Origin of the sequence: Pseudomonas oryzihabitans NBRC 102199 (genome assembly GCF_000730625.1) — a bacterium.
GTDB lineage: Bacteria > Pseudomonadota > Gammaproteobacteria > Pseudomonadales > Pseudomonadaceae > Chryseomonas > Chryseomonas oryzihabitans.
In genome coordinates this window covers 189,338-205,142 of record NZ_BBIT01000013.1, presented here as the reverse complement: position 1 = coordinate 205,142, position 15,805 = coordinate 189,338, and the positions used below count along the sequence as shown (strand labels likewise).

Annotated in this window: 11 protein-coding genes; 3 read left to right on the top strand and 8 right to left on the bottom strand. The window is 68.3% G+C overall.

Annotated elements, in window-relative coordinates; translation table 11 throughout:
• Nucleotides 1-9: 9 nt before the first annotated feature.
• Together POR01S_RS14710 and POR01S_RS14705 are read left to right on the top strand one after the other, a co-directional pair.
• Nucleotides 10-738, top strand: a complete 729-nt coding sequence (locus POR01S_RS14710; protein ID WP_027602940.1) for a 16S rRNA (uracil(1498)-N(3))-methyltransferase — start codon at nucleotides 10-12, stop codon at nucleotides 736-738.
• A 66-nt stretch (nucleotides 739-804) separates the two neighbouring features.
• The gene (locus POR01S_RS14705; protein WP_042136689.1) at nucleotides 805-1,464 is read left to right on the top strand and encodes an HAD-IA family hydrolase; all 660 of its coding nucleotides are present in this window, start codon (nucleotides 805-807) and stop codon (nucleotides 1,462-1,464) included.
• On the opposite strand, the gene POR01S_RS14700 is transcribed toward POR01S_RS14705, so the two are convergent.
• The 8 genes from POR01S_RS14700 to pilG form a co-directional block, all read right to left on the bottom strand.
• A complete protein-coding gene (locus POR01S_RS14700) occupies nucleotides 1,461-1,928 on the bottom strand; it encodes a chemotaxis protein CheW (protein ID WP_007161686.1) in 468 nt (155 codons plus the stop codon). The genes POR01S_RS14705 and POR01S_RS14700 overlap by 4 nt on opposite strands.
• An 11-nt stretch (nucleotides 1,929-1,939) precedes the next feature.
• A complete protein-coding gene (locus POR01S_RS14695; protein ID WP_027598423.1) occupies nucleotides 1,940-2,959 on the bottom strand; it encodes a chemotaxis protein CheB in 1,020 nt (339 codons plus the stop codon).
• Nucleotides 2,952-10,085 (bottom strand): hybrid sensor histidine kinase/response regulator, encoded by a 7,134-nt coding sequence (locus tag POR01S_RS14690; RefSeq protein WP_042136686.1) that lies wholly within the window; start codon nucleotides 10,083-10,085, stop codon nucleotides 2,952-2,954. Before POR01S_RS14690 ends, POR01S_RS14695 begins: the two co-directional genes overlap by 8 nt.
• 11 nt (nucleotides 10,086-10,096) lie before the next feature.
• Nucleotides 10,097-10,945 carry a CheR family methyltransferase gene (locus POR01S_RS14685; protein ID WP_081875222.1) on the bottom strand — a complete coding sequence of 283 codons (849 nt, stop codon included), beginning with the start codon at nucleotides 10,943-10,945 and terminating at the stop codon, nucleotides 10,097-10,099.
• Between the two features lie 61 nt (nucleotides 10,946-11,006).
• Nucleotides 11,007-13,037, bottom strand: a complete 2,031-nt coding sequence (locus tag POR01S_RS14680) for a methyl-accepting chemotaxis protein (RefSeq protein WP_027598875.1) — start codon at nucleotides 13,035-13,037, stop codon at nucleotides 11,007-11,009.
• A 161-nt stretch (nucleotides 13,038-13,198) separates the two neighbouring features.
• Nucleotides 13,199-13,735, bottom strand: coding sequence for a chemotaxis protein CheW (locus POR01S_RS14675; protein ID WP_007161681.1), 537 nt, complete (start codon nucleotides 13,733-13,735; stop codon nucleotides 13,199-13,201).
• Between the two features lie 49 nt (nucleotides 13,736-13,784).
• Entirely contained in the window at nucleotides 13,785-14,150 is a 366-nt protein-coding gene (pilH, locus tag POR01S_RS14670) for a twitching motility response regulator PilH (RefSeq protein ID WP_007161680.1), read from the bottom strand.
• A 40-nt stretch (nucleotides 14,151-14,190) separates the two neighbouring features.
• On the bottom strand, nucleotides 14,191-14,598 hold the full coding sequence (pilG, locus tag POR01S_RS14665) for a twitching motility response regulator PilG (protein WP_007161679.1): 408 nt from the start codon (nucleotides 14,596-14,598) through the stop codon (nucleotides 14,191-14,193).
• A gap of 220 nt (nucleotides 14,599-14,818) precedes the next feature.
• On the opposite strand from pilG, the gene gshB reads away from it, so the two are divergent.
• Nucleotides 14,819-15,769, top strand: a complete 951-nt coding sequence (gene gshB / locus POR01S_RS14660) for a glutathione synthase (protein WP_027598876.1) — start codon at nucleotides 14,819-14,821, stop codon at nucleotides 15,767-15,769.
• Nucleotides 15,770-15,805: the final 36 nt, after the last annotated feature.

The following is a 15,805-nucleotide window of genomic DNA, read 5'->3' as shown; positions in this document are numbered from 1 at the left end:
GAGTCCGCCATGCGTCTCACCCGCTGCCACCTCGACCTGCCCCTGGCCCTCGGCCGTCTCGACCTGCCCGAGGCCCAGGCCCACTACCTGGGCCGCGTGCTGCGCCTGGCGCCGGGGGATGCCGTGCAACTGTTCGACGGCAGCGGCCGCGAATACCTCGGCCAGGTCGCCGAGGTGGGCAAGAAGACTCTCAGCGTCGAGCTCACCGAGGAACTGCCCGGCCAACCCGATTCGCCATTGCGGATCCACCTCGGCCAGGGCCTGTCCCGCGGCGAGCGCATGGACTGGGCGATCCAGAAGGCCACCGAGCTGGGGGTGGCCGAGATCACCCCACTGGTCAGCGAACGCTGTGAGGTGCGCCTCAAGGACGAACGCGCCGACAAGCGCCTGCAGCACTGGCGCCAGGTCGCCATCAGCGCCTGCGAACAGTGCGGTCGCTCCACGGTGCCGCTGATCCATCCACCGCAGTTGCTGGCCGACTGGCAGGCCGGGCTGGACGCCGATCTCAAGCTGGTCCTGCACCCGGTGGCCGAGCCCCTGGAAAGCCATGCCCGCCCCACTCGCCTGGCCCTGCTGATCGGGCCGGAAGGCGGCCTGAGCGAGACCGAAGTCACGGCCGCCCGCGCCGCCGGCTTCCAGCCGGCCCGCCTGGGGCCGCGGGTGCTGCGCACCGAGACCGCGCCGGTGGTGGCCCTGAGCGTGGCCCAGCAACTCTGGGGTGATTTCCAGACCCCCTGACCTGCCCCCGGACCGCTGCCCCGCGGCGGTCCGTCCCTTTCCCCACGGATAGTTTTGGAGCCCCGGATGACCCTGCCCTCTCGCCCCTACGCCGCCTTCCTGTTCGACATGGACGGCACCCTGCTCACCAGCGTGGCCTCCGCCGAACGCGCCTGGAGCACCTGGGCCCTCGGCCATGGCCTCGATCCGGCGGACGTCCTCGCCGTGATGCACGGGGTGCGGGCGGTGGAGACGGTCAAGCGCTTCGCCCCGGCGGGCGCGGACATCGACGCCGAGACCCGCGCCATCACCGAACTGGAGATCGCCGACGTCGCCGATATCCAGGAAATCCCCGGCGCCGCGGCCTTTCTCGCCAGCCTGCCGGCCGGCAGCTGGGCGCTGGTCACCTCGGCTTCGCGCCGGCTGGCCGAAGTGCGGCTCGCCGCGGCCGGCATGGCCCTGCCGCCGGTGATGATCTGCGCCGAAGACGTCACCCAGGGCAAGCCCGCGCCGGACTGCTTCCTGGCGGGTGCGCGCAAGCTGGGGGTGGCGATCGGCGACTGCCTGGTGTTCGAGGATGCCCACGCCGGCTTTGCCGCGGCCAAGGCCGCCGGCGCCGATGCGGTGGCCATCACCGCGACCCATCGCCAGCCGCTGGACCTGGGGCTGCCGACCCTGGCCGACTACCGCGGCGTCGGCATCAGCCGTGATGAAGACGGCGCCCTGCGCCTGACCCGGAAGGACTAGAAGACGCCGGCGGCGGCGAGGCGCTCTTCCACCCCGATCAGATCGGGAATGCGCGCCGTGCCGCCTTCGTAGGCCACGGCGCCCAGTTCCAGGGCGGCCAGGGGCACCTCGGCGGCGACCAGCTCGGGGGTGATGCGCAACGAGCGCGGAATGCTGCGGATCAGCAGGGCCAGGAAGCGCACCCGCTCACGCCCGCCCAGGGCGTTGAGGATGGCCACCCGCGCATGGCGGTCGCCATCGAATTGCGCGGCGCTGCCGCTGGACAGCGCCTCGAAACTGATCAGCGGCAGACGCAGGTCGCGCCAGGCCACCTGGCCCAGGCACCAGTCGGGTTGCACCGGCAGTGGCCGGATCTCGCGACAGGGCACCAGCTCGGCCACCGCCGCGTTGGGCAGCAGCAGGGTGCGATCGGCCAGGGTCAGCAGCAGACCGGTCAGGTGTTCGGCGGGCGCGGCGGTCGACATGGGAGATTCCTTCAGCTTTGCTGCTCGGCCAGGCGCGCCACCAGGGCTTCGGCCAGGCCGCGGGGATCGGCGGTAAGGGTCGCGAGACCCGATTCGCGCAGGCTTTCCGGCATGCTCGGGGCGATGCAGGTGCTCGCCGACTGGGTCCAGAGCGTGCCACCGCGCCGCCGCACATAGGGCGCCGAGGCGGTGCCGTCGTTGCCCATGCCGCTGAACACGATGACCCCGCAGCGGGCGCCGAAGTGCTGCGCCAGGTTGAGCATCATCTGGCTGATCGACGGCGTATGGGGCTCGGGCCAGGCGCGCTCGACGATGTCCAGGGCGCCGTTGGCCCGGAAGGTGAGCTCCTGCTGGGTAGGCACCACCACCACCTCGCCACAGCGCACCGGCTCACCCGGGCGCACGCCCTGGATGTGCCACTGACTGTGCCGGCCGACCGCGCGCAGCAGGTTGGCGGCAAAGCCGTCACCGATGTGCTGCGCATAGAGGAAACCGACCGGCAGACCGCCCGGCAAGGCGTCGAGAAAGGCCTTCACCGCCGCCGGACCGCCCAGGGAGGCCGCCAGCAACCAGACCTCGGGAGCCGGATCGCCGGCGGGCAGCGGCAGGTTGGCCAGGGGTTCCGGCAGGGTCAGGCGCGGCGGTCGCGGCTGGTCTTGCAGCAAGGTCTCCAGGGCCGGACCGACCGCCGCCACCGGATCGCCGATCAGCCGCTTGAGCTTGCCGATCAGGCGCTTCTCCCACTGGGTGAAGGGGTCGGTGAAGCGCTCCGGCGCCTGGCCTTCGCCGAACAGGATGGGCACCTCGGCCCCCTCCAGCAGCGCGTCCACCAGCGGTGATTCCTCGGTCTGGCTCAGGTCGATCAGCCACAGGTCGGTCGCGACCGAGGGCCAGGCCGCTTCGTCGAAGCGCTCCGGATCACTGTTGAGGACGACGTGATAGCCATTGTCGGCCAGCACCTGCTGCAGTACGTGACGCTGCAGCGGACTGTCGGCCAGGATGGCGACGCGGGCGGTGTGCATCTCAGTCATGTTCCCTGACCAACCGATGGATGTGGGCCAGGAGTTCGCTCTCCTGGTAGGGCTTGCCCAGGTATTCGTTCACGCCCAGGCTCAGCGCCCGCTCGCGGTGTTTTTCCCCGGTACGGGAGGTGATCATCACGATCGGCAGGTCCTTGAGGCGCGCATCGTGGCGGACCAGGGTCGCCACCTCGAAGCCGTCCATGCGCGGCATCTCGATGTCCAGCAGCAGGATGTCCGGCTGCCGCTCCTGCAACTGGGCGATGGCGTCCACCCCGTCCTTGGCGGTGAAGACCTCCATGCCGTGGCGTTCCAGCAGGCGGCTGGTGACCTTGCGCACGGTGACCGAATCGTCGACCACCATGACCAGCGCCGGTCGGGTGACCTCGGCCACGGTGGCCGGACCCTGCGCCAGCCGCGCCAGCTCTTCGCCACTGGCGCGCTGACTGCGGATCATCGCCAGCAGGTCGAGAATCACCACCACGCGCCCGTCCCCCAGCAGGGTGGCACCAGACAGACCCGGCACCCCGGCGAATTGCGGACCCAGGCTCTTCACCACGATCTCCCGCGAACCGGCCACCGCATCCACCTGTACCGCCACCGCGTATTCGGCGGCGCGCACCAGCACCACCGGCAGCGGCAGACTCTGGCCGCTCAGCTTGGGCTGCTGGCCGTTGCCAAGCAGGTGCCCCAAATAGCGCAGGTCATAGTGCTGGCCGCCGTATTCGAAGGTGCCCGCTCCCGGACGGTAATAGCGTTCGAGATCGGCCGCGGTCACCCGCACGATGCCTTCGATGGTGTTGAGCGGCACGGCATAGAGGTCGTCGCCGGCATGCACCATGAGCGCGCGGTTCACCGACACGGTGAACGGCAGGCGGATGGTGAAGCGCGTCCCCTCGCCCGCCACGCTGTGGATGTCCATGTTGCCGCCGAGCTGCTTCACCTCCTGATGCACCACGTCCATGCCCACCCCCCGCCCGGAGATCTGGGTGACGGTCGGCGCGGTGGAGAAGCCCGATTCGAGGATGAATTGCAGCAGCTCCTCATCGGCGAGCTGCGCGTCTTCCGCCATCAGGCCGCGCTCGATGGCCTTGCGGCGCACCGCGGCCAGGTCGATGCCACGGCCGTCGTCGGCCAGGGTCAGGATGATGTCGCCACCTTCGCGGCGCAGATCCAGGCTGATCACGCCTTCGGCCGGCTTGCCGGCGCGCTGGCGTCCGGCGGCGTCCTCGACGCCATGGTCGATGGCGTTGCGCAGCATGTGCTCCAGCGGCGGAATGATCCGCTCGAGCACCGTGCGGTCCAGCTCGCCTTCGGCGTTGCCGACCCTGAGCTCGATCGGCTTGTCCAGTTCGGCGCTGACCTGGCGTACCACCCGGTGCAGGCGCGGCACCATGCGCTCGAAAGGCACCATGCGCGTCTGCATGAGGCTTTCCTGCAGCTCGGTGTTGACCCGCGCCTGTTGCAGCAGCAGGGTCTCGGCATCGCGATTGCGCTGGCCCAGGGTGTTCTTCAGATCCAGGAGGTCGGACGCCGATTCGAACAGGGCGCGGGACAGCTGCTGCAGCTGGGAATAGCGATCCAGCTCCAGGGGGTCGAAATCCTCGTAGCCGGCGCGATCCACGTCTTCGTGGTGACGACTGATGATCTGCGCCTGGGTCTCGGTATCCAGCCGGCGCAGCTGATCGCGCACCCGCTCGATGGTGGCTTCCATCTCGCCTAGGGTGGTGCCGATGTCGCTGACCTGCTGTTCGACGCGACCGCGGAAGATCGAGGTCTCGCCGGCCAAGTTGACCAGCTGCTCCAGCAGCGCGGCCGGTACCCGCACCAGCTCCTGGGACGAACGCCGCTGCGCCGCCTGCTGGCGGACCTGCTGCAGGCGTTGCACGAAGGGCAGTGGCGCCACTGGGGCCGCGGGTGTCTCGGCCGCGACCATGACGGGGGCCGCCGCGCTGTCTTGCTCAGGCAGGGCAACAGGCAGGCCCTCGACGGCGGGCTCGACGTCAGGGTCGGCAGGCGCTTCCTCCTCGGCGACGTCCGCGACCGGTGGCTGCTCAGCCTCGCGCACGACGTCCGGTTCGGCCTCGGCCGTCTCGACCGGCTCGGCCGCCGCATTCGCCTGGGCGGCGGCCGGCAGCGACAGCTGGGCGACCGCCAGTTGCAGCCCGTCGACGCCCTGGGTCGCCAGGGCGCGTACCCGTTCACGGTCGCCCTCGCTCAGCCCCACGGCGAGCGAGCGCAATTCCGCCAGTTGCTGTTCCAGTTCATGGGCCTGCTCGCCCAGGCCGTGCAGACCGGCCAGGCGCGCGCCACCCTTGAGGGTATGCAGGCAGCGCAGCAATTCGTCCACCGCCACATCTGGCGCGGCCGACCAGTCCGCCAGGGCCTCGTCCATGCTGACCAGCAGGTCCTGGGCTTCCTCGATGAAGATCTCGAGGATTTCCGCATCGGTGTCGGCATCGAAGACCGGTGCCGCCACCACGGCCGCGGCGGTCACGCCGGTCGCCAGTGGCTCGCCGCGGTAGTCGCGCAAGGCCGCGATGAGATCGGCGGCCGGGACCGGGGTCTCGCCCCGGGCCAGGGCTTCGAGTTGCTCGTGCAGGCGGTCATGGCAGCGCTGCAGCAGGTCGCCCAGGTCCGCGCCGGGCTTGATCCGTCCGCGCGCCAGTCCTTCGTAGAAGGCCTCCAGGGCATGGGCGAGATCGCCGATGGCATCCACCTCGGCCAGCCGCGCACCGCCCTTGAGGGTGTGCAGGTCGCGCAGCAGGGATTCCAGTTCGAGACTGTTGTGCGGCTCGGCTTCCCAGGCGCGCAGCGAGGTCGCCATGCTGTCGAGCAGGTCGCGACTCTCTTCGATGTAGATGGCCAGCAACTCGGCGTCGGGACCTTCCGCCGCCGCCGGCGCGGCCGCCATGGGCACCGGCTCCAGGAGCGCGGACTCGGCGTCCGCCGGGTGGTCCGCGAGCGATTCGCCGAGCGCGGGCTCGCCCGGGGCCGATCCGCTGTCGTCCAGCGCCGGCAGGTCATCGAGATGACCGCTACGAATCCGCTGCAGGCGCTCGACCTGGTCGGCATGCTCGCTGACCGGCTCCCCCGCCGCCAGCTCTTCGAGTTGCGCCGCCAGGCAGCCATGGGCATCGCGCAGGGGCTGGGCCAGTTCGGCACCGCCGGCGAGACGGCCGTCGAGCAGGCCTTCGTAGATGGCGTCCAGCTCCGTGGCCAGGTGCGCGACCGGCGCCACCCCGGCGAGGTGGGCGCCGCCCTTGAGGGTATGCAGATCGCGCTGCAGGGTGCCGAGGTGGAAGCGCTGCTGCGGCTCCACCAGCCAGCGTTTCAGCGCCCGGTCGGCGCTGTCCAGCAGATCCTGGGCCTCTTCAAGGAAGATCAGCTGCATTTCCGGATCGACGGGCTCGGCAGCCTCGGGCTCGACCGCCACCGGCTCGCTGTCCGCTACCAGCGGCTGCGGCTCTTGCGGCTCTTCCGGCAGCTCGAGGTCAGGCTCGGCTTCGGCTTCGGCTTCGGCTTCGGCTTCGGCTTCGGCTTCGGCTTCGGCTTCGGCTTCGGCTTCGGCTTCGGCTTCGGCTTCGGCTGGCAGTTCGACGTCCAGCGCCAGCTCAGGTGCCACCGGCGTGGCCGTTGCCGGATCGAAGAGCTCTTCGGGTTCGGGCTCGGCCAGCAGGCTGGTGTCCGCCATGGGCAACCCGGCGAGAATGCCGGCCAGCAGGCCGCGCAGGCCCTGGATGCGTTCCTCGCTGGGCGTCGCCCGCATGCCACCGGCCAGCTGATTGAGCATGCTGATTAGGGCTTCCTGGGCCTCTTCCGCCTCGCGGAAGAAGGCCGCATCGGCGGGCAGCGAACCGCTCGCCGCGGCGGCATAGACCACCTGCAGGGCTTCGGCCAGTTGCTCGACATCGGCCAACCCGACCCGGGCGGCCCCGTCGGCAAAGGTGTTCAGGCGTTCGGCCAGCAGATCCGGGCAGGCAGCCAGATCACCGTCGGTGCGCCAGGCATGCAGGCGCTCGTCGGCTTCCAGCAGCAGATCCATGGCCGGCATCAGGAAATCGGTCAGGCGCAGGACGTCACGCTGCTCTGGCAGCGGCGCCGCGGGGATCGGCAGCTGGGGATTCAGCTCCTCCAGCAGCCCTTCGCAGCGCGCGATAACTTCCGCCGCACCCGCCAGCGGGGTCGCCAGCGACCCTTCGTCGAGTTCGGCCAGTCGCTGCTCCAGCAACTCGGCGCCCTGGGCGAGCAAGCCGCACTCGGGTTCGGCGAAGGCGACATGGGCGAGCTTGTATTCCTTGGCCAGCCGCTCCAGCGCCGACGCCAGTTCGGCCATCGGCGAACTGCCCGCCATATGGGCACTGCCCTTGAGGGTGTGCAGGGCGCGCAGGAGATTGTCGGAGACCGGCTGGGCACTGCCGGCGTCGGCCGACTCGAGGAAACGGCGCACGGTTTCCAAGTGCGCCTGGGCTTCGGTGCGGAAGATATCCAGCAGCTGGGTATCGGCCTCGGCGGCGGCAGGTGCAGGAATCGCGGATTCGACGAGTTCTGCCACGGGCAACGCAGCTGCCGCGGACGGGGCCGCGCTACCGGCCGGCGCTCGCTCGGGCAGGGCTTCGTTGCGGGCCAGCGCGTGGGCCGCGTGGGCCAGCCAGTCGACGTCGTCACGTTGCCGTTGACGATCCTCGGCGTATTCCGCGACCAGCTCCGGCAGCAGCGCGCAGGTCTGCTCGACCACCGTCTGCACGGCAGCGCTGTGCGCGACGCTGTGATCCAGCCGGCGATTGAACAGATTCTCCAGCGCCCAGGCCAGTTCGCCGATGACCAGCGCCTGGACCATGCGGCCACTGCCCTTGAGGGTGTGGAAGTTGCGCCGCAATTCACTCAGCGCGGTGCGCTGCTCGGGCTCGGCCTGCCAGGTCGGCAGCCAGCGCTCCAGTTCGGCCTGGACCTCGCCGGCCTCTTCGATAAAGACCTCGCGCAGCTCCTCCTCGACCGGCTCGGCATCGGCCGCGGGCGGCAGCAGCGCCTGCGGCACCTGCGCCGCCGGAGGATTGATGGGGTTGACCGGCGTCGCCAGCACCTCGGCGATCGCCTCGGCATCGGGGGTCGGCGGCGGCAGGCTGTCCAGCTCGATGCCGGCCAGCAACTCCTCGGGCTCTGCACCCTCCGGCTCGGCCTCGGCCTGCGGCGCTTCATCGCTCACCGCGGCCGCGTCCTGCTCGTCGGCCTGGGTCGCGGAGGTTGGAGGCTCCTGCGCTGCGGCAGGCTCGAATTCGATCAGGAATTCTTCGTCGGCGTCCGCAGGCTCCTCGACCGGCAGGGCGGTAGGTTCCAGCGCCTCTTCGGCCACCGGCTCCGCCGGCGATGGCAATTCTTCGGGCAGCTCCTGAGCCGGCGGCTCGACCTCGCCGGAGGCCAGGGGCGCGGCCGCCGCCTCGCCTTCGCCGGCCGCCCTGGGCGGATAGCCGAGAGCGATGAGGCTTTCGTCGGCGATGTCGAGAATCATGTCGTGGGGCGTGGACGGGTCTTCCGCCAGGCGCTCCAGGTAGTACTCGACGCTGGTGATGGCGTCGGCCAGGGTGTCCAGACTCTGCCAGTCGGGCACGGCCTGCTTGCCCAACAGCTGCTGGCAGATGTAGTCGTTGGCCGCCTGGACCTGGGCCGCGGCCCGTTCCAGGGGAATCATCGCCAGGCCGCCACGGACCTGGGTCAGCAGCAGGGGCACCGACTCCAGGTGGACATGATTCCACTGGGAGGCGATGAACTCGATGATTGCGTCCTTGGATTGCTCCAGACCGTTGCGCGCCTCGCGCACCACCACCCGATGCAGCTGATCGATGTCGGTGGTGGGCAGCCGGCTCTCCTCGGCATCGCTGACCTCGTTGCCACTGACCATGCCGGCCAGGGTGGCTTCGACATAGAGCAGTGCCCCGGCGATATCCATCAGGGCGGCGTCGCTGGCCTCGTGCACGCCCTCGGCCAGTTCGGCCACGGCTTCGTGCTGCTCCAGCACCACCTTGCGCGGCTGCCCGAAGCCCAGCACCGCCAGGGTATCGGCGATCTGCTTGAGCGGCGCCAGGAGGCCGCGCAGGCTGGCAGGCTGCTGGCGATCGCTGCGTACGAACAGGTCCAGGCTGTCCTTGATCTGTACCAGCTCTTCGCACAGTGCGGTCACCACCGAGCGCATGGCTTCGCGATCCGGGCCGACGATGCGCGAACGCTCGAAGCCCACCAGCTCGGCATCCGGCAGGGCCTCGTCGAGACGATAGTGCGCCTTGAGCGCGGCGATGCGCGGACTCTGCACCGGCGCCTTGGCCAGGTAGAACAGCAGATTCTTCAGCAGATCGGCCGGCGCCGGCTGGTTGAGGGTGGTCACCCCATCGCTGATGAGGCGCTTGAGTTCACGATCCAGTTGCCGGAGCAGACCGCGGATCGAGCTGCTGTTGTCCAGCTCGCCGGCCTGCAACAGCTCGGTCAGACCCGCCGCCACCGGCCAGAGGGCGCCAAAGGGCGAGCCGGCGCAGAGCTGATCCAGCCGCTCGAAGACCCGCAGCAGATAATCCAGGTGCAACTGGACGTCGCGGTCGCGGAACAGTCCGACCTGGGCGCCCTGCAGCGCCTGGCGCAGCTTGCGCAGGCGTGGCAGCCAGTCCGGCGCCGCGCGGTCTGCCAGTTCGGCATCGCTCAGCGACAGCGGCGTGGCGGACAGATCCGGCGAGAACAGGCTGGTTTCCGAGAGCAGCTTTTCCCCGCGCGCCGAGCGCAGGTCGTTGAGCAGCGGCAGGATGGCCAGTGGCAGATCGCGGCGGGCCTCGAGAACCCGGTCCAGATAGGGCGGCACCTGCAGGATGGCCTGCATCAGGACTTCCAGCGCCTCGTCCGAGCTGTTCACCCGCTCTTCGTGAAGGGCCTGCAGCAGCAGCTCCATCTCTTCGGCGAGCAGCGCGGCGCCATAGAACTCCACCATCTGCAGGGTGCCGTAGACCTGGTGCACATAGGTCCGGCAGAAACCCAGGCGGCTACGGTCGTGCGGGTTGTCGACGAACGCCTCGAGCGCCTTGCGGGCCTGCTGCAAGGTTTCGGCGATCTCTCCCTTGACCCACTCGAGGGCTACGTAGTCGTGTCGATCGATCATCTCGGCTCCTGTCATGCCGGGGGGCTTACCTGGCGGGTGAACGCCAGGACTTCGGGATGATCGACGGGTACCAGTTGCGGGTGGCTCCAATTGCTCACCTCACCGACACCCAGGACCAAGAGCCCACCCGGTGCAAGCCGCTGGACCAGCTGGTTGAGCAGGTCTCGACGCAGCCAGCGGCGGAAATAAATCAGCAAGTTCTGACAAAAAATGACATTGAGCCCCTGCAAGGGGGCCTGCCCCAGTTCCAGCACATTGAGCCGGGCGAAGCACAGTCGCTCCGCCAGGCCCGCGGTGATCTCGAAACTGCCGTCCGCATGGGTGCGGAAATAGCGCTCGCGCAGGCTGGCCGGCACCCCAGCCAGCCGCTGCAGGCTGTAGGTCCCCTGCCGCGCCTGGCGCAGGGCTTCGCTGCTGATGTCGGTACCGGTCAGGGCGAACGTCAGGGGGCGTGGCTGCCGGGCCAGAGCTTCGGCGGTACTGATGGCCATCGAAAACGCTTCCTCTCCACTGGCGCACCCCAGACTCCACAGGGTCAGACCGTTGCCCTCGGTGGTCCGGGCGAATTCACTCACATAGGCTTCCAGCAGCGCGAAGGACGGTGGATGGCGGAAGAAACGGGTGGCCTGGATGGTCAGCCGATCGAGCAGCCGGACCCATTCGATGCGCCCGCCGATGCCCGCGCAGACGACCTGGTAGTAGCTGTCGTAATCCGCGATCTCCAGTTCGCGCATGCGCGCGGCCAGCTGGATCTGCAGAAAGCTGCGCTGGCGATCGTCCAGTACCATGCCGGCGCGCATCTCGAGCAGCTGTCGCCAACGCTCGAAGTCCGCATCCGGCAGCTCGGGAGCACGGCGCAACGCCCAACTCGACTCCCTCACCCCATCTCCCCCTCGCCACACCGCGATGCGGCCGCTGCGGTCAGCCCAGCGGCTGCTCGTTCGGCAGATTGAAGCCCGAGACCGAACGCCGCATCTCGCTGGCCAGCTTGGCCAGCTCGCCGATGCTGCGCGCGGTGGCGGTGGTGCCGGCCGAGGTCTGCGAGGTGATCTCCTGAATCACGTTCATGGTGCTGGAGATGTGGCTGGCGGACGAAGACTGCTGGCGCGCGGCATTGGAGATGTTCTGGATCAGCCCGGCGAGGCTCTGGGATACCTTCTCGATCTCTTCCAGGGCCACACCGGCGTCCTGGGCCAGGGCGGCCCCGCGCACCACTTCCGAGGTGGTCTGCTCCATGGAGATGACCGCTTCGTTGGTGTCGGTCTGGATCGCCTTGACCAGGGCCTCGATCTGCTTGGTGGCGCCGGAGGAACGTTCGGCGAGGCGCTGGACCTCGTCGGCGACCACGGCGAAGCCGCGGCCGGCGTCACCGGCCATGGAGGCCTGGATGGCGGCGTTCAGGGCCAGGATGTTGGTCTGGTCGGCGATGTCGTTGATCAGGCCGACGATGTCGCCGATCTCCTGGGACGATTCGCCCAGGCGCTTGATCCGCTTGGCGGTGTCCTGGATCTGCTCGCGAATGCTGTCCATGCCGATGATGGTGTTGTGCACCACCTGGTTGCCCTTGTTGGCGATGGCTACGGAGCGCTCCGCCACCGCGGTGGATTCGGAGGCGTTGGTGGATACCTGGTCGATGGACACGGCCATCTCGTTGATCGCCGCGGAGGCACCGGCGATTTCCTGGGCCTGGTGTTCCGAGGCCTCGGCCAGCACGGTGGCGGTGTCCTGGGATTCCTGGGCGGCGGCGGCCACCTGGACGGCGGTCTGGTTGATGGTTTCCACCAGTTCGCGCAGCTGGTCGATGGAGTAGTTGATGGAGTCGGCGATGGCGCCGGTGAAGTCTTCGGTCACCGTGGCCTGCACGGTCAGGTCACCGTCGGCGAGGTCGGCGATCTCGTCCAGCAGACGCAGAATGGCGGTCTGGTTGCGCTGGTTCTTCTCGTCGGTCTCGGCCAGGCGGCGGCGGGTGTCGCGCACCAGGATGTAGCCGATGCAGAGGATGGCGCCGAGGGCGATGAACACCAGCAGGTAGCTGCCCACGGTGTTGATCTTGCGGCTCTGGGCCAGCGACGCGTAGCCGGCGCTCAGGTCCGAGGCGGAACCGAGCAGCGCCTGGGAACCGCGGTAGATCAGACCCACGGCGGACCGGATCTGCAGCAGTTCGGGCGAGGTCGCGAGGATCTCGTCGACGTTGCCGGAGACGAATTCGAACAGCTTGTTGGCTTCGTTGAGGCGGCCGACCGCCTCGGGATCGGTGATCTTGGCGATGCCCATGGAGGCATTGCCTTCGCGCATGGCCTTGAGCACCCGGCCGAACAGGCTGGCGTCGCGACCAAAACTGTCGGCCGCCTGCACGGCGGCTTCGTCGCCGGTGAGGATCTTGTTGATGGCGCCGAGGATCCGCTCGGCGAGCAGCGCCTGCCGCTGGGCCACCACCACCTGACTGGCGGGCGCGCCGCGCTCGATCAGGATGTCGACGATCTCTTCGTTCTCGACCTGCAGCTGGGGGATGGTGTCGGCCAGGGCGCCGGACAGCTGGTGCAGGGACAGTACGGTCTGCTCGCTGCCGAGCATGGTGTCGACCTGCTTGCGCTGGGCCTCCCACTGGGACTCCAGGGTGTCCAGACGCGGGCGGAGGATCGCCGGCGACGCCGGCAGGCCGGTCTGCGGATCGCCGCTGCGCAGGATGTTCAGGCGGCGCTCGAATTCGGCACGGGCCTGGCGCAGGTCCTTGAAGGCGTCGGCCTTGCCGGTCGCGGCCTCACTGGCACTCTTGGCCAGCTGCTGCGAGAGGATGCGCAGCTCGGTGGCCTGGCCCTGATACTGGTTATCGTAGTTGGTCTGGGTGCCCAGGTACGCGAAGTTGGCGAACAGCAGCACGATCGCGACGATCAGCACCACGAACATGCCCGCGACCCACGCGTTGAGTTTCCCGGTATTGAGTTTGTTCATCAGCGGCCCCCGCCTGGACCTTGGTTCCTTTAGTTCTATCCTTGTCGGACGCCGGACCGGTTTGCTTGAAGCCGGTGCTCGTCGCCCTACCCCCACCCGTCGGCGACGGCTCCTGCCATCCCGACCCCGATCCGCCTTGCAGCGTCCGGACCTCCGACCCGCTAGGCCGCGACGTCCATGAACTCGGGATGCTCGACCAAGGCGCGCGGGCTGCAGACCAGCCAGGGCACGTCGCGTTGGAAGACACCTTCCAGAAAGAAGTGCAGGCCCGCCGGCACGCTGTCGGCGTGCTCGCGATAGGCCTCAATGTCGAAATGCTGCATCCCCAGGACTTCGTCAACCGCCAACCCGACGAAGAGGTCGCCATGGTCGACGATCAGGATGCGCCGCTGTTTGCGCAGGGCCTGGATCTTCACGCCGAGGAATTGCCCCAGGTCGGCGATCGGCAGCAGGCGACCACGCACGTTGGCCACGCCCTTGAGCCACGGCTTGACGCCGGGCAGCGCGGTGAAGCGCGGCTCCGGCAGGATCTCGCTGACCTCGCCCATGGGAATCACGAAGCGCAATTCACCGAGGCGAAAGCCGATACCGCTCCAGCTGCGCTGGTTTTCCTGCTGCGCCGGCAGGCCGGCCGCCCGCTCGCGGCAGCGCAGATCGATCAGGCGCAAGAGTTCGTAGGGCGTGGTGGCGTCGCTCATAGGATTCCCTGCCCAGTGGGGCGCTGCCGCGAGAAACGGACGAAAGACCTCAGCCTTGCAGGACACCCGCCAGGGTGCGCAGCAGGGTGTCTTCGTCAATGGGCTTGGTGAGGTAGTCCTTGGCGCCCTGGCGCTTGCCCCAGACCTTGTCGGTTTCCTGGTCCTTGGTGGTGACGATGACCACCGGGATGTGGCTGGTCTCGGCATCCTTGGTCAGCTGCCGGGTGGCCTGGAAGCCATTGAGGCCGGGCATGACGATATCCATCAGCACCGCATCCGGCTTCTCCTGGCGGGCCAGGGCGACGCCGTCGGCACCGTTCTCGGCCTTGAGCACCTGATGCCCATGCTTTTCCAGCATGGCTGTGAGCTTGTACATCTCGGTGGGAGAGTCGTCGACGATCAGAATTCGAGCCATGAAAATTTCCTACTAGATTGAATCGCCCGCCTCAGGACACTCAGGACGCTTGTTCGAGCGGAGTGAAACTGGGGACGTGGGTCTTGATCGCACCGATCAGCTCTTCTTTGCTGAAGGGTTTGGTGAGGTACTGGTCAGAGCCGACGATGCGGCCCTTGGCCTTGTCGAAGAGCCCGTCACGGGAGGACAGCATGATGACGGGCGTCGCGCGGAAGGCGCTGTTGTTCTTGATCAGCGCGCAGGTCTGATAGCCATCCAGTCGCGGCATCATGATGTCCACGAAGATGATGTGGGGGTGACTATCGGCGATCTTGGCGAGCGCATCGAATCCATCGATGGCGGTGATGACCTCGCAGCCAACTTTCTTGAGCAGGGTCTCGGCGGTCCGACGAATCGTCTTCGAGTCGTCGATCACCATGACCTTCAGCCCTTCCGAATACTGTTCCATGTTCAAGCTACCAGCTCATCGTCGATGAAACGTGAATGATGTCGATCCGGGCACTTTGGCGGCGCCTCTTTGTAGCACACAATACCGTGACGTACCACGCAGATCCCCTGGTGGCGGACCACCGGCCCGCCCGCCACGACGATCGCGCAAGCATTGGCACTGGAGGGGATCGAAGGGCTATTCTGACGCCTTGCCCACGTACAACCGAGGTCTAGCGTCAATGAGTATCCGCCTGGGGATCGTCATGGATCCCATCGAACGCATCTCCTATAAGAAGGATAGCTCCATGGCCATGCTGTGGGCGGCCAAGGCGCGCGGCTGGACCCTGCACTATTTCGAGATGCAGGACCTGTACCAGGTCGATGGCGAAGCCCGCGGTCGCGGCCGACAGCTGGACGTGTTCCAGGATCCGGAGCGCTGGTTCGCCTTTGGCGAGGACGTCGACCTGCCCCTGCGCGAGCTGGACGTGATCCTGATGCGCAAGGATCCGCCCTTCGACAACGAATTCGTCTATGCCACCTACCTGCTGGAGCAGGCCGAGCGTGGCGGCACCCTGGTGGTGAATCGCCCGGCCAGCCTGCGCGACTGCAACGAGAAGTTCTTTGCCACCCTGTTTCCCGAGCTGGCGCCGCCGACCCTGGTCAGCCGCCGCGCCGACATCATCCGCGAATTCGCCCGCACCCATGGCGACGTCATCCTCAAGCCGCTGGACGGCATGGGCGGCAGCTCGGTGTTCCGCCACCGCGAAGGCGATCCCAACCTCTCGGTGATCCTCGAGACCCTGACCGCCCACGGCACCCAGCAGATCATCGCCCAGCGCTACCTGCCAGGCATCAAGGACGGTGACAAGCGCATCCTGATGATCGACGGTCAACCCGTGGACTATTGCCTGGCGCGCATTCCGGCCCAGGGCGAGACCCGCGGCAACCTGGCCGCCGGTGGCCGGGGCGTCGCCCAGCCGCTGTCGGCGCGGGATCGCGAAATCGCCGCCACGGTGGGCCCGGAACTGCGCAAGCGCGGCCTGCTCTTTGTCGGCCTGGACGTGATCGGCGAGCACCTCACCGAGATCAACGTCACCAGTCCGACCTGCATCCGCGAGATCGATGCGGCCTATGACACCCGCATCGCCGAGCGCCTCATGGAGGTGATCGCGCAGCAACGCGCGGGCTGAGGCGAGGGTCCGTGCCGCCGGTGGCGGCATGGACAA

Bases quoted from the DNA above. Each gene is read 5' to 3' on its own strand.
- POR01S_RS14710 (WP_027602940.1), top strand. From the start codon at position 10: ATGCGTCTCACCCGCTGCCACCTCGACCTGCCCCTGGCCCTCGGCCGT.
- POR01S_RS14705 (WP_042136689.1), top strand. From the start codon at position 805: ATGACCCTGCCCTCTCGCCCCTACGCCGCCTTCCTGTTCGACATGGAC.
- POR01S_RS14700 (WP_007161686.1), bottom strand. From the start codon at position 1,928: ATGTCGACCGCCGCGCCCGCCGAACACCTGACCGGTCTGCTGCTGACC.
- POR01S_RS14695 (WP_027598423.1), bottom strand. From the start codon at position 2,959: ATGACTGAGATGCACACCGCCCGCGTCGCCATCCTGGCCGACAGTCCG.
- POR01S_RS14690 (WP_042136686.1), bottom strand. From the start codon at position 10,085: ATGATCGATCGACACGACTACGTAGCCCTCGAGTGGGTCAAGGGAGAG.
- POR01S_RS14680 (WP_027598875.1), bottom strand. From the start codon at position 13,037: ATGAACAAACTCAATACCGGGAAACTCAACGCGTGGGTCGCGGGCATG.
- POR01S_RS14675 (WP_007161681.1), bottom strand. From the start codon at position 13,735: ATGAGCGACGCCACCACGCCCTACGAACTCTTGCGCCTGATCGATCTG.
- pilH (WP_007161680.1), bottom strand. From the start codon at position 14,150: ATGGCTCGAATTCTGATCGTCGACGACTCTCCCACCGAGATGTACAAG.
- pilG (WP_007161679.1), bottom strand. From the start codon at position 14,598: ATGGAACAGTATTCGGAAGGGCTGAAGGTCATGGTGATCGACGACTCG.
- gshB (WP_027598876.1), top strand. From the start codon at position 14,819: ATGAGTATCCGCCTGGGGATCGTCATGGATCCCATCGAACGCATCTCC.